The sequence below is a fragment of the Halorientalis persicus genome, assembly GCF_900110215.1.
Classification (GTDB): Archaea; Halobacteriota; Halobacteria; order Halobacteriales; family Haloarculaceae; genus Halorientalis; species Halorientalis persica.
Map to the genome: position 1 here is coordinate 18,986 of NZ_FOCX01000010.1, position 18,882 is coordinate 37,867.

An 18,882-nucleotide genomic window follows, 5' to 3' on the forward strand; every position below is an offset into this window, starting at 1 on the left:
ACCCCGTCCGAAAAATAATGAGTGAGTAGTCCGTGCGAGTGAGTGTAGCATGATGGCCTGGGTGGCGGCCAATGGGGGGGTTAGAGCCATCGGGGGCGGCGGAGAGGCGACGGTTCGGACCGTCGATTGGGAGGATCGCGAGTCCGGACCGGAGCTCGTGCGACCGGTCGAGGACCGTGTGACAGGGAGTCTCTCCGAACTGCGTGTCCCCGTGGAGACGGCGACGCTGACCGACGCGTCCGGGCGGCGGTACGGACTGGCCGAACCGGTCGCGCTCGACAGGGGTGAGTTCCTGCTCGACTGTCGACTGGCAGTCGGTGCGTCCGCCGGGCCCGACGCGCATCGCGAGCCGGAGATGGAACTGTACTGCCGGTTCGACGGTCCCGCGTTCGTCCGCCGCGTGGGGGACCAGATCGTGGTCAGTCTCGGGGAGGAACGGCCAGTGACGCTCGGGTTCAGGGAACACTGCGAGGACCCGGCGACGATCACCGTTCCGCCGACACCGGCCGGCGTCGCGGACGCGATCAGTCACCTGTCGGCGGCGCTACGGACGACCGGACCGGCCCGATCGCACCCGTCGATGCGAGATCACCCGCCCGTCGTCGAGGTGGGCGACGAGCGGTCGATTCCCGACGCCGTCGAAGCGTCGACGCCCGAGACGGGGATCGAACTCCAGGTACCCGAGAGCCTAGAGTACCTGTTCGTCGGTGCACCGCTGGCGTACTATCTGGGTGCGACAGTGACCGTCGGGCCCGAGTCGACGCCGAAACTGGTCGCCCCGAGCGCGGACGTGGAGTGCCGGTTCCGGGAACTCCCGACCTTCCAGCACGGCGTCGCCCGCCTGCTCAGACAGGTGTTTTTCTACGATACGCTCGTCCGGGATCTGGACGGCGAGTCACCGGCCTGTCGCGACGCCTTGCTGGATCGGTTCGACCTCGATCCTGCGACGGTACGGAGCCTGACGCCCGCCGAGCGGTTGGCGCGGTACTTCTGTGTCACGGAACCGGACTTCGAGGAGTTTCTGCCCGAGTGGCACTTCTCGACGTACGCCGCGCCGGAACTGGACAACGTCGGGTCGCTCCCGTACCTGCTGGACGCGCTCAGTTTGATCTACCTGCCCGAATCGTCGGAGTTGCGGGGAACGGAACTGCTCGAACGGACGCTCGACGACTTCTATCGGTCGGGCAGTCACGCCAGTCGGCGCTCGGTGGCCTCCGTCGACCGGGTGGACCCGGAGCTCCGGGCCGGGCGCATCCACGCCTGGCTGGCCGGTGGCGCACCCATCGACGCGTTCAAGACCTCGCCCCGGGCCTACGAGAACCGACGGCGCTATCAGGACCGGCGGGGGACGCCGCTGTCGGTGACGGTCGTCCTCAACGACGAGGAGATGTACGACGAACACGCGGCGGTCGCGGACATCTACGAGGCACGCGCTGCGGACCTGCCGCTGTCGGTCGACATCCAGGAACACCTCACCAGCACCGAGCTGGCCGAGGTGTTCGCCTCGCCCAACGACTTCGTCCACTACATCGGCCACTGCGACGCCGACGGACTGGAGTGTCCGGACGGGCGGTTCACCGCGTCGTCGCTCGACAGCTGTGAGACGCGAACGTTCTTCCTCAACGCCTGTGGGTCCTACCACGAGGGACTGGAGTTGATCGAGCGCGGCAGTGTCGGCGGCGCGGTCACGCTGACGAAGGTCCTGGATCGACAGGCCGCGAAGGTCGGCACCGCGTTCGCACGCCTGCTGGTCCACGGCTTCGGGCTCGAACCGGCGATGCAGTTGTCGCGCCGGCGCATCATGATGGGCAAAGACTACGCCGTCGTCGGTGACGGCACCTACACACTCGCGCCGACGCCGGACAGCCCGGTCGTGGGTTTTCTCGAACGTGAAGACGGGACGTTCCACCTGTCCTGTGAGGGGCTGACCGGCCGCCGGATCGGCGACTGCTTCCAGCCGGCGTTCGCGGAGGAATCGGCGTACCACGGTATGTCGACGGAAACCGTCCTCGACCGAAGCGAACTGATCGACGTGCTCTCGGAGCGGCCACTACCCATCATCTACGACAACGAGTTCCACTGGTCGGACGACCTCGCCGCGGAACTCGCCGCCGGTGACTGACTGTTTTCACTGACGAAGAGGTCCCGGCTGTCAGTTGCATCGCCTGACCGGCGGGCCCCCCGGCGGTTTTGCTGGCCAACTGGTAGCTCGATATTCACTTTTGATATTCGAGCCAAAGACATATAATTAGGCCGCTCGAAGCCCAGATGTATAATTGTTAGTCGAGTAATTCAACTCGTTATCAGCGATAAAATTAAATACCGTAATACAATATATACATTCATAGGACGATGAGCCAAAACTTGCTTGCGGACGGCATCGCGGACCTACTGAGGACCGAGTTGTCGGCTGCCCCCACAGAATCGTATCTCGTGAACCCATCACGGGAGACCATCGAAGAGCTGGTATCGGTAATGAGTACGCTGGAGTCCCCACCCAGTGTGAACCTGCTGGCGGCCGAGCGACCGCTGAAGGACGTGATGGACGACTTCATCGTCGCGAGCCGGGCGGCGAATCTGGTCGACGGCGATGTGCTGTCGATCCGGACGGTCGAGAATCCACCGGAGAACGCCCTGTTCGTCACCGACGAGGAGGTCGTCGCCATCGTCGGGGCCGGCGAGACGGTGGCCGGGCTGACGACCGACGACGACGAGTTCGTCGAGAGCGCCCGCGAGCGCTACGACGCCATCTGGGAGAGCGCCGACGAGTTCGGCCTCCGGACGCCGCCGCTGACGGAGGTCCGGGAGACGCTGTCGACCGACATCAGCGAGGCCACGGCGACGGACTTCGACGAGGTGCTAGCCTCTCTTCAGACCGCACGCGGCAACGGGGACGGCCTCGACGAGGTGACGATCAGCCTCCTCGTTGCCGCGAAAAACGGCGAGTTGCTGTACGACATCAGCAAGTGGGGCGAGGACATCGGCCTCGCCTCGAAGGCGACGTTCTCACGGACGAAAACCAAACTCGAAGACATGGGCCTGATCGACACCGAGAAGGTCCCGATCGACGTGGGCCGCCCGCGGCTGCGTCTGATGCTGGGCGACGATCGGCTCGAAGACGCCGACTCGGATCAGCTGGCCAACGTGGCCCAGAGCCTGCTGTCGAGCTGAGGCCTGCGCTTTTTTGAGCCCCGGTCGCGTTCGACCAGCAATGACAGTCGCTCTCGTCGGTTCGGGACCGGCACGTGACGCGGTCGCCGCCGCACTCGGAGACGTCGACGCGCAGGTCACGGACCTCGATCCGACGGTCGTCGGGGGTGCCGACCTCGCGGTCGTGGTCGGGCAGGCCGGCGACGTGACCTTCGAGACGGTCGACGAACGCGCCCGCGAGTCCGGCACACCGTGGCTCGCGGTCGAGATCGGCGGCGTCGGGGGCTACCCCGTCGTCGAGGCCGCCGTGTCCGGCTTCGGCCCTGGGACCGCCTGTTATCGCTGTCTCCAGTCCCGGGTGCGTTCGAACGCCGACCCGGACCAGGAGCCCCAGGCCGCCCCCGATCCCGAGACTGCGCGCTTCGCCGGAGCCATCGCCGGCCGGGAAGCCGCGAAACTCGTCGCCGGCAAACGGTCCTCGATCGTCGGCGGCGTGATCGAAGTCCCCCACGCCCAGCGACAGTTCCTGCCGGTCCCCAACTGCGTCTGTGCCGGCGATCGCGACCGCACCCTCGGTGACGATTCCGTCGAGCGCGACCTCGACGAAGCCCTCACCCGCGCCGAACAGGGCCTCGACGACCGGGTCGGCGTCGTCGCCGAGGTCGGCGAAGCCGAGTCGTTCCCGGCCCCCTACTACCTCGCGAACGTCGCCGACACGAGCGAGTTCAGCGACGCGACGGCACCCCGACAGGCGGCCGGCGTCGCCGCCGACTGGAACGCAGCGTTCATGAAGGCACTGGGCGAGGGGTACGAGCGCTACAGCGCTGGGATCTACCGGAACGCCGCGTTCGAGACGGGAACAGCCGCCGAGATCGACGACGCGGTCCCGCCGTCGACGTTCGTCTGTGCCGAGGGGGACGACTGGACGACCGCCGACGAACACACCGAGGTCGAGTGGGTCCCCGGCCGGAACCTCGACACCGACGGCGACGTGTGGCTCCCCGCTGAGTTCGTCCACTTCCCGCCACCGACCGAGCGGTTCCGCCCGGCGGTGACTACGGGATTGGGACTGGGCAACAGCACCACCGAGGCGCTCCTGTCGGGGCTGTACGAGATCATCGAGCGCGACGCCGCGATGCTGTCGTGGTACTCGACGTTCGACCCCCTCGGCCTCTCGGTCGACGACGAGACCTTCGGGACGCTTCGCCGTCGCGCCAAGTCCGAGGGCCTGGACGTAGTGCCGCTCCTGTTGACCCAGGACGTGGACGTACCCGTCGTGGCCGCCGCGGTCCACCGCGAGGAGTGGCCCCGCTTCGCCGTCGGGCTGTCGGCCCACCTCGACCCCGCACGGGCCGCGCGGTCGGCACTGGCCGAGGCCCTCCAGAACTGGCTCGAACTCCGCGGGATGGGTCCGGACGACGCCGCCGACGAGAGCGGTGCTATCGGCCACTTCGCGGACTTCCCCGGCGAGGCCCAGACCTTTCTCGCCGTCGGCAGCAGCGTCCCCGCCGAGCAGGTCGGCCCCGACGAGGTTCCCGCCGGTGGCGACCACCTCGACGCTGTCGTCTCCCGCCTCCGGGACGCGGATCTGGACGTGTACGGCTCCCGACTCACCCCTCGTGACGTGGACGCGCTCGGGTTCGAGGCCGTCCGAGCGGTCGTCCCGAGCGCTCAACCGCTCTTTTTCGATTCCCCCTACTTCGGTGAGCGTGCCCAGACCGTGCCCGAGAGCATGGGCTTCGAGGCCCGACTCGACCGGAACCACCACCCCTACCCCTGAGGAGGGATCGTCTTATTTCGGGCGTGTGAAACCAACACATGAGGTCGCTCGCGGACAGGCCAGCATCGTCCGGTCGTGGCCTGCTTCCCGTGACGACCGAATTCGACCACCCGTGTGCGGACTGTGGCCGGGCACAGGTCCGGCGACAGGTCGACCGCGCGGGTGCGACGGTGACCGTGACAGCGTGTCAGAACCGCGTCGGTCGGTACTGCCTGGAATCCGGCTTACAGACGCTCTAGATGCCGAACGTGGCGCGGATCATGTCGCGCGTTCCGGGTCCCAGCCCGACCGCGACGATGGCTGTCAACAGCAACAGCGCGTAGCGAGGACTCTCCTCGAAGATTTCCCGGTCGAAGATCCAGACGACCGCCAGCGCGACGACCAGTTTCACGAGCAGGAAGGGCCAGGACGATCCCAGTGCGGTCAACAGCGACGTGGGGAGGATCGTCTCCGCCGTGCTGATGATGAAGGCGTTGGCGGGGTGTTTCGGGTTGTAGACGGCGTCGACGCCGAGCGCGCCGAGCCAGTCGGCGGCGACGACGTTGGCGACGCCGTCGATGGCGTGCCCCCACAGCACGACCAGCCCGATCAGGCCGGTGCCGGCGTTGATCTCGGGTTTGAGTCGCTCGACGCCGAGGTAGATGGCGGCGGCCAGCAGCGTCGCGATCGCGACGACGCTGAGGAGGACCTGCGGGTAAAACTCGACGTAGTCGGCCGAGAAGGCCAGCGAGACCAGGTAGCCAAACGTCAGGACGAAGGCCGCGCTCCCGACCGCGGCCATCGGTCTGGCGTAGGTCTCGACGTACCCCTCGCGCCGGAGCCAGACGGTCACCAGGAGGGAGCCGAGCGTCACGAAGAAGACGGTGAAGTAGATGATCGGACTGATGATCAGCGTGTTCCAGGGGTAGGCGATGGCCTGGCTGACCCCCTCCGGGACGGCGTCGTTGGCGTCCTCGACGACGCGCAAGGCACCGCCGAACAACATGAACGGAATCAGTGCGAAAAACAGGTCCCGATCCCGCCCCACGTCCAGCCGGCGGAGCAACTGGAGGACCCCGATCAGACCGAACAGCAAGACGACCATGTAGCCGACCTCCGAGACGAGTGTGTAGCCGGGTTCGGCGACGACCTGGCCGGCGGCCACGGCCGATTGTCGTGCCGCTGGACTGTACAACAACTCCACGGAACCACCACGATGAACTGCCGCCACCGCGTTGTGGGCGTCGGCGTAGACCGGTCCCCAGAAGTAGTGCCAGACGAACCCGCGGTAGACCGTATCGTAGAACACCAGCGAGCCGAGGACCAGCGCCGCGACACCGGCCAGGGCGGTCAGCGTCCAGGCGCGCCCGGCGTCGATCCGCTCGGTCACCTGCATGATCGACACCGCGCAAGCCGCGCGTTTCAGGGTTCCGATCCTGTGCGACCAGCGAACACGACCGCGGCCGGCCACACGACCGGGCGATCGAGCTACCCGTCCACGCGCGCGGCCACGTCCCGGGCCAGTTCGACCAGTCGTTCGTGGGCCTGCCCGTTCGAGGCCACCAGCCCCTGGCTGTCGTGTCGCCACCGCTCACCGGACAGATCCGTGACCGTCCCGCCAGCTTTCCGAACCATGTGCGCGCCACCGACGGAGTCCCAGGGGTTGGGCCGCCGCGTCGTGATCGCGGCGTCAAGCCCGCCGCTGGCGACGAACGCCAGCGCCGACTGCATACTCCCCAGCCGCCGCATATCACCACACTCACGCACGACCGCGTCCGCGAGGGTGGCGTAGACCTCGCGCTCGCCGTGTGGCCCCCACCCCAGCACCGCAACCGCGAAGGTCTCCGGATCGGTCCGGTCGCTGACCGAGACTGGTTCCCCGTTCAGTCGCGTCTCGTCGCCGGCCAGAAACTCGTCGTCCATCGCAGGCATGACCGTCGCCGCGGCGACCGGTTCGCCGTCCTCGACGCGCGCGACGCTGGTCGCCCACAGACGGAGTCCCCGGAGATAGTTAGCCGTCCCGTCGATGGGATCCACGATCCAGGCAGACCCCGTCTCCGGAACCGTCGACGGTGTCTCCGCCTCCTCACCGACCACCGGTGCGTCACTCTCCGCGTCCAGAAGCGCGACGACACGGTCCTGAGCCTCGCCGTCGGCGTCGCTCACCAGATCGTTCTTGTGTGCTTTCGCCTCGAAGCGAACGTCGGTTCGGAACCGCTCGGCCGCGACCGTGCCGCCGGCGCGGGCCGCGCGTGCCGCGAGGGGTATCGGATCGTCCATACCGAACCCTCGGGGTCCGGGGACAATTAAAAGATGATCTGACTGGCCGTACGCATATCCGAGGCGATATCGTTCGACTTGACCGCGCTCTCGGCCTGTCGCTTCGCCTCGAAGAACTCGGGCTGGGGATCGTCGTCGACTTTCACCTCGGCTGCCCGATGCAGCCCGGCCGCACCCCCCTCCAGCGCCGTCATGACTTCGGCGACCTCGTCGGCTTTCTCCTGCATCCCGGTCGATTCGTCGACGTTCGAGAAGTCGACCCGGGCGGAGCCGAACCTGAACTCGGCCGAATTGAGCGGTGAGAGTGCCTTCTCGTAGTTCCGGTCATAGAACTCGGGAACGCCGTCCTGGAACCTCTCGATCGCGTTCGCGGCGGATTTGACACCGCTTCGGAAGTCACCCAGCGCTTGCAATTCGTCGCGGATCTGGTCGATCTTCTCGTCGTAGACCGTACCGACCGGTTCGAACACGGCGACGGCTTCGGCGTCGATCTCCCGTTTGAGCGGCCGGTACAGTGACCGCGCCTCCGTGTGGTACTCCTTGATTTTGGGGACCGTGTATCGGGCGCGGGTCGTACTCTCGGCGTAGAGTCGCTCGACCGCGTACCGGAACTCGTCTTCGGCGTCGAGCACCGTCTCGCGGACCCGTGCCAGATCTTCGAGGAATATCGTCACCTGCACGAGCGACAGGATGATGTTCTTCTGGTCTTCGGGCGCGTACTCCGTGGCTTCCTCGAGCAGTGTCCGGGACTCCTGTGCCAGGGTCCGGATTCGCGGCGCGTTGAACGAATCGGTCGACGCGTTCACGTCCATCAGGCCTGCGTTCGACCCCGCATGGCCCACGTAGACCTCGTAGGTCTTCTGAATGCCTTTCATCGCCTTGCCCATCAACTCGGTCGCGCGCGGATCCGTCTCGATTGGCGTCCGCGTCGCCCCCCATCCTCACCGAATCGTGACTCGAAGTCCGCCTCGAACGCGTCTTCGTCGAACTCGATGTCTCGGTCCTCGAACTCCCCCATGGAGAAGTTCTGGTCCCCCTCCACGTTGTCGAAGCTGATCTCCGATTCGTTGATGTTGGTCACACCGTCGACGTAGGCCCCACGACCGTTTCCACGCCCGCCCCTCATTGCCCCACACCCAGCGGTGAGCATCGTGCCAGCCGTCGCAATGAATGTGCGACGTCTCATGAACTATCTACAGTAATCCGCCTCAACCTATTTAAAAATGCCCCGGTTAGAGCCGATTCTTTTTATAAGCTGCCGATGTCGCGACGGTCGACAGCCCAGCCGCTCACGTCGTCGGTTCGAGAGTAGGGTTTGCGAGGGAAGATCGCTCCGAGTGGATCTTCCTGCACTGTTTTGCGAGGGGCCGTAGTGGCCAACAGTGCGAGGGAAGGGATTTGAACCCTTGGACCCCTACGGGAGCGGATCTTGAGTCCGCCGCCGTTTCCAGGCTTGGCTACCCTCGCACGCGTCCTGTACTCGGCTCTCGCCGGTATAAAGATTCCACGGAAGCAAGTAGCTACTTCAGAAATTCCATATCTCCAGCTGTAGCAACCGACCCAGACGTTAGTTTTACTTCTGGCTGTGATTATCGGGTTTTTGGACTTAATTACAGTCGAAAAGTGACTGCTCGGGCAAGTTTTATTGTGGTGGATTCACAAACGGCGAGTGTCGAAGCGATGGACCGATCACCCCAGCTCATCGAATCGATCCGCGAACGGTTTCGCCCGGACCCGACCTACCGCTGTGGGAGTTGCTCGCTGTCGTTCGAGCGCGAGCGGCTCAACTGTCCGGCGTGTGGCTACCCCGAGATCACGGAATCGCAGGGCCGCCGCTCGACAGCGAATCGGTGACTGGTCCGCAGTTCTCCGCTGGCCGGCCACGTGGACGAGGCCCCGCGAGTGAACGGTTCGTCGAGACCGTCGCCGCCGATCCGCGTCGAGCGGGAGGCGAGGCGACGCATTGACGGACACGCCGAGCAAAGAGAGAGCCGATGGACGAGCACACGCGCGACGACTCGGTGGGGCCGCCGGTGCGAGGCTCACCCACCGGGTGGCGACCCGCCGAGGACCGGTGGGAACACGGAACCCTCCGGCGGGCGACGGTCCACGGCGTCCGGCTGTACAACGCCGGCGAGTACCACGAATCCCACGACTGCTTCGAGGACGAGTGGTACAACTACGGCCGTGGATCGACCGAGAGCAAGTTCCTCCACGGCATGGTCCAGGTCGCCGCCGGCGCGTACAAACACGTCGACTTCGAGGATGACGACGGGATGCGCTCGCTCTTTCGCACTGCCCTCCAGTACTTTCGGGACGTGCCCAACGACTACTACGGCGTCGACTTGCTCGACGTGCGGACGGTAATGACCAACGCCGTGACCGATCCCACCGCCATCGAGGGGTGGCAGGTGCGACTGGACGAGCGCCGGCCCGTGGCGACAGACGCCGACTTCGCGTACGCCGACTCCCTGGAGCACTGACCTGTCCGGAGGACGACCCGTCACGGTTTCGTGGGTACTAAGACGAGTCGACTGTTGCTGTGAACCGATGCGAGTCGAGACCGTCGGCGACGGGCCCGCGGAGATCGCCGTTATCGGAGGCATCCACGGCGACGAGCCCTGTGGGGTCCACGCCGTCGAGACGTTGCTGTCCGCCGACGTGGAGTTCCAGCGCCCCGTCAAGTTCGTGATTGCCAACGAGAAGGCCCGAGAGCGGGACGTCCGCTACGTCGACGAAGACCTCAACCGCGCGTTCCCTGGTGATCCCGACGGAGACACCCACGAATCCCGGCTCGCCCACGAGCTCTCGATGGAAGTGGCGGACTGTCAGATTCTTTCGCTGCACTCCACGCAGTCCTACGAGGGGTTGTTCGCGCTCGTCGACGAAGTCCACGAGTACGAACGCCGGATCTGCCCCCGACTATCGGTCGACGCCGTCGTCGAGACCTGTGATTTCACCGAGGGCCGGCTGTTCGAGGTGACCCGGCGGCTGATCGAGGTCGAGTGTGGCTTCCAGGGCTCGGACGCCGCGGCCGAAAACGCCGTCCAGGTGACCCGCGAGTTTCTGGCCGCCGTGGGCGCATTCCCCGACGACGAGGCCCCGCGCCGTGACGAGTTGCCGGTCTACCGGCTCACCCACCCGGTGCCAAAGGACGCCGCGGAGGCCTACGACGTGTTCGCGACGAACTTCCGGCAGGTCCAAGCAGGCCAGCCCTACGCCGCGGCCGACGGGCAGGAGTACGTCGCCGAGAGCGATTTCTACCCCGTTCTGATGTCTCCCTACGGCTACGAGGACGTGTTCGGCTACGCCGCCGACCACGTCGGCACGCTCGAATCCTAGCGATACTCGGGATAATCGTTGTCGTATCCGACGAGCCGACCGACGGGAGCCACCGCTCTGATCCCGGCGAGCTGGAGCCACAGCGGGAGCACGGCCAGAAACAGCATATCGTCGAACTCGTCCAGCAACACTGCCAGGCGGAGAACATTCAGGGGCATACCCGAACCGGTGACTGGTGCGCCGTCGCGGGCCAGCCCGTACGTGACCCGCATGAACCACTCCGTCCGGAGCCCCGGATCGACGCCGCCCTGGAGGTGGAGCCGCTCGTCGCCCGCGTTCCAGAAGTGATGCACGTCACCCGCGGGAACGACGACCCGTTCACCGGGGGTAAGCGTCTCCGTCGTCCCCTCGTGGGAGACCCCCAGCCGACCGTCGATCACCTGCAGGAACTCGTCTTGCTCGGGGTGGACGTGCGGCATCGGCCCGTGTGACCCGGTGGCGTCGAGCCACATCTCGAATCGGAGTGGGTCCACCTCGCGGTCGTCGGGCCGCTCCAGAACGCGGACGTACTTTCCCGCGGGCGGGCTCCTGAGAACGTCGTCGTCGGTCAGTGCGTCGAGCGCGTCCATCCCGGCCGTCCTATCTAACCGACAACACTTCACTCTTCCTCGGCCGGCGGTGCGAACTCCACCAGCGTGAGGTCCCGATCCAGCATACAGTAGTCGTGGGGCGGCTCGCCCACCACTTCGCTGATCTGGTACTCCACGTCGAACTCCGCGCCGGCCGGTTCGCAGTACTCGTGGGAGGGACAACCGGTGTGTGGACAGGGGCCTTCCAGTGCGGCCTTGCTCCCGGCGTAGGCTCCCTGGGCGTCGACGTTCGCGAGGACGGGCGCGGGTTCGACCTCGACGGCAGTGACACCCGTGTCGTGGACGGCGCAGTCGAGTGTCGAGGCGTTCTCCCGGATCGCGGTCACGCGGTACTTCTGGCCGGACGCGAGGTTGAGACACTGGTCCCGGTAGGGACAGCCCTCGCAGGCGTCGGCCGCCCCGTGATAGACGAACTCGGTCCCGACCTCGGCGAGTCGGGTCCCGACGAGCGTGACCGTCGTCATACCCATCCATATTCCCGGCCCGTGGTTAAGTCTCCCGTCACGCCCCACACATCGCCGGCGAGTGAGCGACGACCGGCGTCGGGGGAACGGTCGTCGCTATTCCCCGGCGTCGATGACCCGCTGCAGCGCGACGACGTACGCGGCCGTCCGGAGCGACGGGAGGTCCCGGTTCTCGTAGGCGTCGACGAGGTTCCAGAACTGCTCGACGATTTTCTCGTCGAGTTCCTCGTTGACGCGGTCTTTGGACCAGTAGAACCGCTGGCGGTTCTGCACCCACTCGAAGTAGGACACGACGACCCCGCCCGCGTTCGCCAGGATGTCCGGGATGACCAGCGTGTCGGTCTCCCTGAGGACGTCGTCTGCTTCCGGCGTGATCGGGCCGTTCGCAGCCTCCGAGATCACGTCCGCGGCGATGTTCTGTGCGATGGACTCGTCGATCGCGTTCTCGAGTGCGGCCGGAATCAGGAGGTCCACGTCGAGCGTCAGCAGTTCCTCGTTGGTCAGTTCCTGATCGGCATCCGGATAGCCGACGACGCTACCCGTCTCGCGTTTGTACTCCTTGACATCGACCGGGTCGAGCGTGTCCTCACCGTAGATAGCTCCGCTGGAGTCCGAGACGGCGACGACGTTCGCGCCCATCTCGTAGATGAGCCTCGCCGCGATCCAGCCGGCGTTGCCGTACCCCTGGACCGCGACCGTCGCGTGTTCCACGTCCTTGTCCAGATAGTCGAAGGCTTCCCGTGCCGCGACGACCGTCGACCGGCCCGTCGCCTCGACGCGGCCCTCGCTCCCGCCGCTCGAGAGGTCCTTCCCGGTGATGACGCCCGGCTCGGTCGTGTTCTCGATCCTCTCGTAGGTGTCTTTGATCCAGTTCATCTCCCGCTGGCCGGTGTTCACGTCCGGGGCGGGGATGTCGCGGTCCACGCCGATAAGCGGCGTCAACTCCGTGGCGAACGCCCGGGTGATCCGTTCGAGTTCCGCCGCCGAGTAGTCCCGCGGGTCGACGACGATCCCGCCTTTCCCACCACCGAGCGGCACGTCACTGACCGCGGTCTTGTACACCATCCACCCCGAGAGCGCCTTGACCTCGTCGCGGTCGACCGCCGGATGATAGCGGATCCCGCCCTTGTAGGGACCCCGATCACCGTTGAACTGCGACCGGTAGGCCCGGAACACCTCCGTCGACCCGTCGTCCATCTCGACGGCGAGATTCGTCTCCAGAATCCGCTCGGGGGTTTTCAGCCGTTCGAGTTGGCCCGCTGTCACGTCTAGATACTCGGCCGCCTCGTCGATCTGTGTCCGTAAACTACTGTACGGGTTTACCTCTGTCATATCTCGACCAGGACAGTCGAGACACCAAAAATTGTCTATTTTATACGCGAGATGATACGAAATTTGGGTTTAGTTGTGACTACTAAACAGGCGTACAGCGGTCGGTCGCTCTTGATTTTTATCTCATGATTTTTATTTTCCTATCAAATTCAGTCAATAATCGCTCGTCGTCAGATTTCACCACTCGCACCGTGGTGTCCGTATCGAGGGCGAGGGCCGATGCTACCTGTCGGCTCCCGCTCGCGGGGACGTCCACGCGGTCGACGTTCGGGAGCAGACAGTCGCGCCGCCCGTCGCGTTCGAGGAGGGCGTCGCCACTGGGGAAGTGCCAGATACGGGAGACAGACCGGAAACACGGCGACGACGACGGATCCCGCACGTACCTGACGGATCGCGTTTCCTCGAAGAGTTGCTGAAGGTGCATTGTCGATTCGAGAATTCACGGCCAGAGGCCACGCGCCCCGTGGGCCTCGGCGACCCGCGAGAGCGCGACGATGTACGTCGCATCCCGCCAGGTCACGTCGCGGGCCTCGTAGGCGTCACAGATGTCGCGCCAGGCGGCCAGCATCTCGGTTTCGAGTTCGTCGTTGACACGTTCGAGCGACCAGGAGCGACGGTTGATGTCCTGGAGCCACTCGAAGTACGAGACGGTGACACCGCCTGCGTTGGCGATGATGTCGGGGATCACGGGAATCCCGCGTTCCTCGAGGATTTCGTCGGCGGCAGCCGTGATCGGCCCGTTCGCGCCCTCGACGACGATGTCTGCGTCCACAGCGTGTGCGTTGTCCGCCGTGAGGACGTTCCCGACCGCGGCCGGGACGAGGACGTCGACGTCGAGTTCGAGCAGTTCGGCGTTGGTCAGGGACTCGGGCACGTCCTGTCGCGTGACGGCTCCCGGTTCCTCGTCGTGAGACGGGATCGATGCAGGATCGAGACCGGCAGGATCGTAGATCGCGCCCTCGACGTCACTGACTGCGACGACGGTCACACCCCAGTCGTCGAGTTGGCGGGCCGCGTTCGCGCCCACACTGCCGTATCCCTGAATGGCGACCGTCGTATCCGTGAGATCCCGACCGTAGTAGTCGACGACCTCACGGGTGACGATTGCCACGCTGCGGCCCGGTGCAGCCTCGCGACCCTCACTCCCGCCGACGACCGGCGGTTTGCCGGTGACGACGCCGGGGACGGTCTCGCCCTGTTGCATCGAGTAGGCGTCCATGAGCCACGCCATCGTCTGGGGGTCGGTCCCCATGTCCGGTGCCGGAATGTCCCTGTTCGGCCCGATGACGTCCCGGATCTCCTCGGCGAACCGGCGGGTGAGCCGCTCGCGCTCGGCGTCGCTGAGGGCTTTGGGATCGACGGCGATGCCGCCTTTCGCACCGCCGAAGGGGAGATCCATCACCGCACACTTCCAGGTCATCCACATGGCGAGGCCGACACACTCGTCGCGGGTCACGTCGGGCTGGTACCGGAGCCCCCCTTTGTACGGACCGCGGACGCTGTCGTGCTGGGCACGATAGCCGGTGAACATCTCGACCGTCCCGTCGTCCCGCTCGACCGGGACCGTCACCTCCTGGACCGTCGTGGGGTACTTGAGCCGCTCGACCACGTTGGGATCGATGTCCAAATGGGCGGCCGCACGCTGGAGCTGTCGCCGCGCGGTCTCGACGGCAGGTTCGGGCTCGGTCGATCCCGACCCGTCGTCCAGCCGGTCGTCGCGAGCGATCGTCGAGTCCGATCCCATGATCACTCCAGCGGTGTCTGGCGGTTCCGCATCTCACTCCCGCACTCGGGACAGGGACCCGGATCGTCCTCGGCGACGATGACCGTTCCACACTCGAAGCACTCGTACGGCGTTTCCTCGTCAGGCGTTTGCATGACGTCTCTCATAGTGGGGTCACGAGTGCCTGCCGACGAGCCTCGGCACTCGCCTACGAATAATAAGTGTATTAGGGAATACCCAGTCGTTTAGTACCAAAGCCCATCGGCGAGGTGGTGTTTATTATTGAACCCGGGTGGGCTAGGTGGCGGCCGACGCGTTCCGCTCCTCGAACAGCGCCGTGAACAGTTTTCGCTGGACGGTCCGGACGTGCTGGTAGAACGCCGGGGGTGAGATATCGAGGGTCGCGGCGACGTCTTCGCCGGTGCTCTCCCGCGGAGACTCGAAGAAGCCGCTGTAGTAGGCCGTCTGGACGACTTCGAGTTGCCGGTCGGTGAGGGCGGAGAGAAACTCCGCGTAGATATCGTGTTCGGCGGCCTGATCGAGCGTCTGTTTGCTCCGCAGTTCGACCGTCTCGAACGTGTCGCCGACCAGTTGCGTGATGGTGCGGACGTCGATACTCGTCGGCACGTCGATCGTGAGCCGGGTGGTCGTCGGCCCGGCGGTCGCCGAGCGGAAGACGGCCCCGTGATCGGCCAGTTCGAGCGCGAGAAACGGCTGTGTGAGCGCCAGCCGCAGGACGCCGCCGTCACCGTCGGCACTGATCCGGCTGACCCCGTCGACACCGACGAGATCCGCCGCGGCGTCTTCCACGGCCTCGACGGCCCCGTCTTCCACGGTGACGAACACGTAACTGCCGTCCGTGGTCTGCTGGACGCCACCCTGATAGGAGAGCGTACAGTCGGCGGTCCGGGCGAGTCGCGAGAGGACGAACGACGGGTCGTCGACCTCGAACTCGACGCGTGTCATCGAGGTCGTGAGCAGGGCGTTCTTCCGCTCGATGGCGCTGAGCGCGGCCGCAATCGTCTCCCCGAGTTCGGCCAGCACGGCCCGTGCCGTCTCGTCGAACGCGTCACGAGTGTCGGCATACACCGTCAAGACGCCGTGTGTCAGATCGCTGTACTCCAGCGGGATACTCAGCACGGACATGAAATCGCGAGTGAGTGCGGCCGCACGCCAGGAATCCTCCCGGAGGTCGGCCGCGACGCTCGGCACCATCGTCACGTCACCGGTCGCGGCGGTCTGGGCCGCCGGTTCCGTGCCCGACGGGCCGACGTCGAAGCGCTGGCTGTCCAGATATCCCTGTTCGTCGCCGGCCCACGCGCGCGGTTCCAGCGTGTCGGTCGTCGGATCGACGGCACCGATCCAGGCGAGGCTGAACCGGTCGTCGCCGGTCAGCAGTTCACAGACGGTGTGGTCGATCTCCTCGCGGGTCTGGGCCTGGACGACCGCCCGGTCGATCGCCCGGATCGTCTCGTTGATGCGGTTCAGCGAGGTGAGTTGCTCGTTTTGCTGCTGGAGTCGCCGTTCCTGGCTGCGGAGCTGTGACTCGCGGGACACCCGGTCGAGCGCCGCCTCGGCGGTCGCGGCGAGCAGATCGGCGAGTTCGCGGGTCACGTCGTCGAACGCATCCATCCGGTCGGACCCGGCGACGAAGACGCCGTGATCGCCCAGGGGAATGTACCCCGCCGTTCTGAGGTCGGTTGCGCGATTGTCGAGGCGATCCGCCCGGTGAACGTCCTCGAAGAACCGTGCGCTTCCCGAGATGAACGCCTGGCCAGGGAGCGTCTCGTCGTCGGCGTGGACCCGTGGGAGCGGCCCGTGGTGGTCCCGCATCGCCTGTGAGTGAGCGGCGGGCCGGAGTTCGTTCGTGTCACCGTCGAACAGGTAGACGGCGCTGGCGTCCAGATCCAGGACGTTCGCCGCGTCGTCGACGATGTGGCGAGCAATCTCGTCGTGCGTGCCGGCGTAGAGGAATTCCCGGGCGAGTTCCTGTAGCGTCGCCAGCGCCTCCTCGCGCTGTTTGCGTTTCGTGATGTCCCGACAGCTGTAGAGAAGCGTCCCTCCCTGAATGTCGACCTCCCGGACGTTGACCAGCAGGGTGTGTTCGCGGCCGGCCTTGTCGGTCGCCGTACACTCGATGTTTTTCAGGATGCCGTTCGCGGCGAGGTCCTCGCGGTCGAACAGGTCGTCGCCGAGCAGTTCGTCGATGGTCCCCTGCTCGCGGATCTCGTCGGCGGTGTAGCCGAAGATGAAGTGGACGTTGGGACAGACGTAGGTGTACTCGCCGTCCTCGTCCGTGATGAGGACGGTATCGGTCATGTTGTTGAGCGTGACGCGGTGCAGGCGTTCGGACTGGCGCAGGTCACGTTCGAGGGTGACTCGGTCCGTGACGTCGACGCCCTCGACGACGATCGAGGAGCGGTCACCGTGTTCGGTCTCGACGGGGCGGACGGAGAGTTCGACCACCCGTTCGGGAGTGCCAGCCGAGGGATCGTAGACGGTGGCGTTGCCGAACGTTCCCGACAGTGCCCGCTGGACCAGTTGGCGAACGTCACTCCGTGTCGCCGCCGTCCGTGACCACCACGGGAGTTCCCAGAACGGGACACCCGTGGGTACGTCCTCGTCGACCAACTCGCCGGCCGCGCGGTTGGCGCGTTCGAGGTTACCCTCGTCGTCGAGCACCCACGTCGCCGTTTGTGTATCGTGAAACACCGCATCGAACTGGCGTGCGCGCTCGCGTCGGGTCGATTCCGCCCGTGCGGTCCGAACCGCGTCCTCGACGCTGGTCCGGACCCGCTCGATCGCCCGGTCGATCGGCTCGTCGATCACGACGTAGTCGGCAACACCGGCCGCGATGGCTTCGCTGGCGACGGTCTCGTCACCGTCGGCCGCACCGAGCACGACGGGCACGTCCGCCGTCTCCGTGCGGATCGAGCGCAGATACTCGACACCGGTCGTCGCCGGGAGGCCGTCCGGCGTGACCACGCAGTCGACGGCCCCGTTCCGAACGGCGTCGAGTCCCGCGGCAGCGGTCTCGACAGCGTGGACGGACGCCCCGGTCGTCGATTCGAGCGTCGCCCCGAGTTCGTCGAGCCACTCGGCCGCCCCGGTCACGAGGACACGTGCCCCGTCGAGCGAGGATGCAGGGCCAGTCATCGGCGGTTTTCACCCCGCTCACCCGACAGCGACCGCGATCCGACGCCGGGTCGACACCGAAGCGACCGGACTGCCCTCGTGAGGGTCTCCGAACGCATAGTTGTTCAAGATAGAACCCCTCGCCGCTAAAGCAGTTCGGTAGTGAACCCCGAACGGCGTCGATCCGCCGACGCCGATCACCCGATCAGCGACGCGAGTTCGTTCAGGTAGTCCTCGCGGGGCACCTGATAGTACTCGCGGGGGTCGAACTCGCCGTCGGCGAAGCGTGCGGCGAGGTCGCGAACGCCCGCGAGTGCGGACTCGCGGTGGTCGTACCGCGCCGAAACGACCTCGATCTCCGGCTCCAGATACAGCGTCACGTGCCAGGGATCGTCGGGGACGGGCTGGTGTCGACCGGGACGGCGGCCACGTTGCCCCTTGGTGAGGTAGATCGTCGGCAGACAGGGCGCGGGATACTCACGACTGTCGAAGATATCAGGGCGGTAGGCCAGCACGGAGCGTGTCTCGCCGGACGACCAGACCTCCCATCCGGCCGGCGGATCCGCGAAGTCCATACGGCCCGTTCCACCCGACCGGCCTTCAGTGACGCGGTCTCGGTGGCCGTGGTCGTGCCCATCTGTCCACCCCCTATATAAACGGCTCTTTGCACCTGTGGTGAACTGAGCAACCACCCCGGGTCCCGTATCCGAGTTTCGGCCGCTGACGCGGCCGGAACAAACGGGCCAGAAAACCGCCGTCGGGAGAACGCTTATAACCGTGGGATCCTCATTAAATAAATAGTATCGGTGGTAAGCCCACCCATACACGACCCCCACCACCGCCCCCGCTCTCGCCGCTCAGGCACCCCGGTATTTTTTCGGGTATCACCGACTTCGGGCGTTCTGGGCTGTGGGAGTGGTATGGATACACATGGCACGCAAACGGATCGAGCCCGCCGCCGGGCGGGCGCGCGGTTGCTCGCGTCGCTCGAGCGCGCGCTGTCGCCCGGATGGGCCGATCAGTCGGCGGCGGAGTGTGGGCTGGTGTGGTGGACGCCATCGAGACCTGCGGGCTCGCGCCCGTGACAGCAAGGCCGCCGCTTCCGTC

At 66.0% G+C, this 18,882-nt stretch carries 19 protein-coding genes and 1 tRNA gene; 8 read left to right on the forward strand and 12 right to left on the reverse strand.

Annotated elements, in window-relative coordinates; all coding sequences use genetic code 11:
- Positions 1 to 49: 49 nt before the first annotated feature.
- The 4 genes from BMX17_RS11835 (at position 50) to BMX17_RS25155 (ending at position 5,169) form a co-directional block, all read left to right on the forward strand.
- Positions 50 to 2,122 carry a hypothetical protein gene (locus BMX17_RS11835; protein ID WP_139203499.1) on the forward strand — a complete coding sequence of 691 codons (2,073 nt, stop codon included), beginning with the start codon at positions 50 to 52 and terminating at the stop codon, positions 2,120 to 2,122.
- A gap of 230 nt (positions 2,123 to 2,352) precedes the next feature.
- Positions 2,353 to 3,171 (forward strand): transcriptional regulator TbsP, encoded by an 819-nt coding sequence (gene tbsP, locus BMX17_RS11840; RefSeq protein WP_092660270.1) that lies wholly within the window; start codon positions 2,353 to 2,355, stop codon positions 3,169 to 3,171.
- 40 nt (positions 3,172 to 3,211) lie between these two features.
- Positions 3,212 to 4,930, forward strand: a complete 1,719-nt coding sequence (locus BMX17_RS11845) for a YcaO-like family protein (protein ID WP_092660272.1) — start codon at positions 3,212 to 3,214, stop codon at positions 4,928 to 4,930.
- A gap of 38 nt (positions 4,931 to 4,968) precedes the next feature.
- Positions 4,969 to 5,169, forward strand: coding sequence for a hypothetical protein (locus tag BMX17_RS25155; RefSeq protein ID WP_139203500.1), 201 nt, complete (start codon positions 4,969 to 4,971; stop codon positions 5,167 to 5,169).
- On the opposite strand, the gene BMX17_RS11850 is transcribed toward BMX17_RS25155, so the two are convergent.
- The 5 genes from BMX17_RS11850 to BMX17_RS11870 all read right to left on the reverse strand — a co-directional run bounded on the left by BMX17_RS11850 (position 5,166) and on the right by BMX17_RS11870 (position 8,656).
- Positions 5,166 to 6,308, reverse strand: a complete 1,143-nt coding sequence (locus tag BMX17_RS11850) for a DUF63 family protein (protein WP_394327907.1) — start codon at positions 6,306 to 6,308, stop codon at positions 5,166 to 5,168. The genes BMX17_RS25155 and BMX17_RS11850 overlap by 4 nt on opposite strands.
- Positions 6,309 to 6,397: 89 nt before the next feature.
- On the reverse strand, positions 6,398 to 7,189 hold the full coding sequence (locus tag BMX17_RS11855) for an inositol monophosphatase family protein (RefSeq protein WP_092660276.1): 792 nt from the start codon (positions 7,187 to 7,189) through the stop codon (positions 6,398 to 6,400).
- A 26-nt stretch (positions 7,190 to 7,215) separates the two neighbouring features.
- On the reverse strand, positions 7,216 to 8,076 hold the full coding sequence (locus BMX17_RS11860) for a hypothetical protein (protein ID WP_092660278.1): 861 nt from the start codon (positions 8,074 to 8,076) through the stop codon (positions 7,216 to 7,218).
- The gene (locus BMX17_RS11865; RefSeq protein WP_139203502.1) at positions 8,076 to 8,375 is read right to left on the reverse strand and encodes a hypothetical protein; all 300 of its coding nucleotides are present in this window, start codon (positions 8,373 to 8,375) and stop codon (positions 8,076 to 8,078) included. Before BMX17_RS11865 ends, BMX17_RS11860 begins: the two co-directional genes overlap by 1 nt.
- 197 nt (positions 8,376 to 8,572) lie before the next feature.
- Positions 8,573 to 8,656, reverse strand: a tRNA-Leu gene (locus BMX17_RS11870).
- A gap of 213 nt (positions 8,657 to 8,869) precedes the next feature.
- Between BMX17_RS11870 and BMX17_RS26095 the strand changes: the two genes are divergently transcribed.
- From BMX17_RS26095 to BMX17_RS11885, 3 genes are all read left to right on the forward strand, one after another.
- On the forward strand, positions 8,870 to 9,043 hold the full coding sequence (locus BMX17_RS26095; RefSeq protein WP_170845401.1) for a hypothetical protein: 174 nt from the start codon (positions 8,870 to 8,872) through the stop codon (positions 9,041 to 9,043).
- Between the two features lie 140 nt (positions 9,044 to 9,183).
- Positions 9,184 to 9,672: a DUF309 domain-containing protein gene (locus tag BMX17_RS11880; protein ID WP_092660284.1), complete on the forward strand. Its 489-nt coding sequence runs from the start codon at positions 9,184 to 9,186 to the stop codon at positions 9,670 to 9,672.
- Between the two features lie 67 nt (positions 9,673 to 9,739).
- Complete coding sequence (locus BMX17_RS11885) at positions 9,740 to 10,531, forward strand: M14 family metallopeptidase (protein WP_092660287.1); 792 nt, start codon at positions 9,740 to 9,742, stop codon at positions 10,529 to 10,531.
- Here the strand turns inward: BMX17_RS11885 and BMX17_RS11890 are convergent.
- The 7 genes from BMX17_RS11890 to BMX17_RS11920 form a co-directional block, all read right to left on the reverse strand.
- Positions 10,528 to 11,100, reverse strand: coding sequence for a cupin domain-containing protein (locus BMX17_RS11890; RefSeq protein WP_092660289.1), 573 nt, complete (start codon positions 11,098 to 11,100; stop codon positions 10,528 to 10,530). The genes BMX17_RS11885 and BMX17_RS11890 overlap by 4 nt on opposite strands.
- A gap of 29 nt (positions 11,101 to 11,129) precedes the next feature.
- The gene (locus tag BMX17_RS11895) at positions 11,130 to 11,585 is read right to left on the reverse strand and encodes a UPF0179 family protein (RefSeq protein ID WP_092660291.1); all 456 of its coding nucleotides are present in this window, start codon (positions 11,583 to 11,585) and stop codon (positions 11,130 to 11,132) included.
- Positions 11,586 to 11,681: 96 nt separating this feature from the next.
- A complete protein-coding gene (locus BMX17_RS11900; protein ID WP_092660293.1) occupies positions 11,682 to 12,917 on the reverse strand; it encodes a Glu/Leu/Phe/Val family dehydrogenase in 1,236 nt (411 codons plus the stop codon).
- A gap of 439 nt (positions 12,918 to 13,356) precedes the next feature.
- Positions 13,357 to 14,661 (reverse strand): glutamate dehydrogenase GdhB, encoded by a 1,305-nt coding sequence (gene gdhB / locus BMX17_RS11910; RefSeq protein WP_092660297.1) that lies wholly within the window; start codon positions 14,659 to 14,661, stop codon positions 13,357 to 13,359.
- Between the two features lie 2 nt (positions 14,662 to 14,663).
- The gene (locus BMX17_RS25160; RefSeq protein WP_139203503.1) at positions 14,664 to 14,807 is read right to left on the reverse strand and encodes a rubrerythrin-like domain-containing protein; all 144 of its coding nucleotides are present in this window, start codon (positions 14,805 to 14,807) and stop codon (positions 14,664 to 14,666) included.
- Positions 14,808 to 14,937: 130 nt separating this feature from the next.
- On the reverse strand, positions 14,938 to 17,796 hold the full coding sequence (locus tag BMX17_RS11915; RefSeq protein WP_092660299.1) for a bacterio-opsin activator domain-containing protein: 2,859 nt from the start codon (positions 17,794 to 17,796) through the stop codon (positions 14,938 to 14,940).
- Positions 17,797 to 17,972: 176 nt separating this feature from the next.
- Entirely contained in the window at positions 17,973 to 18,350 is a 378-nt protein-coding gene (locus tag BMX17_RS11920; RefSeq protein ID WP_092660301.1) for a DUF5820 family protein, read from the reverse strand.
- Positions 18,351 to 18,695: 345 nt separating this feature from the next.
- On the opposite strand from BMX17_RS11920, the gene BMX17_RS26100 reads away from it, so the two are divergent.
- Complete coding sequence (locus BMX17_RS26100) at positions 18,696 to 18,860, forward strand: hypothetical protein (RefSeq protein ID WP_170845402.1); 165 nt, start codon at positions 18,696 to 18,698, stop codon at positions 18,858 to 18,860.
- Positions 18,861 to 18,882: the final 22 nt, after the last annotated feature.

Bases quoted from the DNA above. Each gene is read 5' to 3' on its own strand.
- BMX17_RS11865 (WP_139203502.1), bottom strand. From the start codon at position 8,375: ATGAGACGTCGCACATTCATTGCGACGGCTGGCACGATGCTCACCGCT.
- BMX17_RS11885 (WP_092660287.1), top strand. From the start codon at position 9,740: ATGCGAGTCGAGACCGTCGGCGACGGGCCCGCGGAGATCGCCGTTATC.
- BMX17_RS26095 (WP_170845401.1), top strand. From the start codon at position 8,870: ATGGACCGATCACCCCAGCTCATCGAATCGATCCGCGAACGGTTTCGC.
- BMX17_RS25160 (WP_139203503.1), bottom strand. From the start codon at position 14,807: ATGAGAGACGTCATGCAAACGCCTGACGAGGAAACGCCGTACGAGTGC.
- BMX17_RS11895 (WP_092660291.1), bottom strand. From the start codon at position 11,585: ATGACGACGGTCACGCTCGTCGGGACCCGACTCGCCGAGGTCGGGACC.
- tbsP (WP_092660270.1), top strand. From the start codon at position 2,353: ATGAGCCAAAACTTGCTTGCGGACGGCATCGCGGACCTACTGAGGACC.
- gdhB (WP_092660297.1), bottom strand. From the start codon at position 14,661: ATGGGATCGGACTCGACGATCGCTCGCGACGACCGGCTGGACGACGGG.
- BMX17_RS25155 (WP_139203500.1), top strand. From the start codon at position 4,969: ATGAGGTCGCTCGCGGACAGGCCAGCATCGTCCGGTCGTGGCCTGCTT.
- BMX17_RS11845 (WP_092660272.1), top strand. From the start codon at position 3,212: ATGACAGTCGCTCTCGTCGGTTCGGGACCGGCACGTGACGCGGTCGCC.
- BMX17_RS11860 (WP_092660278.1), bottom strand. From the start codon at position 8,076: ATGGGCAAGGCGATGAAAGGCATTCAGAAGACCTACGAGGTCTACGTG.
- BMX17_RS11855 (WP_092660276.1), bottom strand. From the start codon at position 7,189: ATGGACGATCCGATACCCCTCGCGGCACGCGCGGCCCGCGCCGGCGGC.
- BMX17_RS11920 (WP_092660301.1), bottom strand. From the start codon at position 18,350: ATGGACTTCGCGGATCCGCCGGCCGGATGGGAGGTCTGGTCGTCCGGC.
- BMX17_RS11915 (WP_092660299.1), bottom strand. From the start codon at position 17,796: ATGACTGGCCCTGCATCCTCGCTCGACGGGGCACGTGTCCTCGTGACC.
- BMX17_RS11890 (WP_092660289.1), bottom strand. From the start codon at position 11,100: ATGGACGCGCTCGACGCACTGACCGACGACGACGTTCTCAGGAGCCCG.
- BMX17_RS26100 (WP_170845402.1), top strand. From the start codon at position 18,696: ATGGATACACATGGCACGCAAACGGATCGAGCCCGCCGCCGGGCGGGC.
- BMX17_RS11880 (WP_092660284.1), top strand. From the start codon at position 9,184: ATGGACGAGCACACGCGCGACGACTCGGTGGGGCCGCCGGTGCGAGGC.
- BMX17_RS11900 (WP_092660293.1), bottom strand. From the start codon at position 12,917: ATGACAGAGGTAAACCCGTACAGTAGTTTACGGACACAGATCGACGAG.
- BMX17_RS11835 (WP_139203499.1), top strand. From the start codon at position 50: ATGATGGCCTGGGTGGCGGCCAATGGGGGGGTTAGAGCCATCGGGGGC.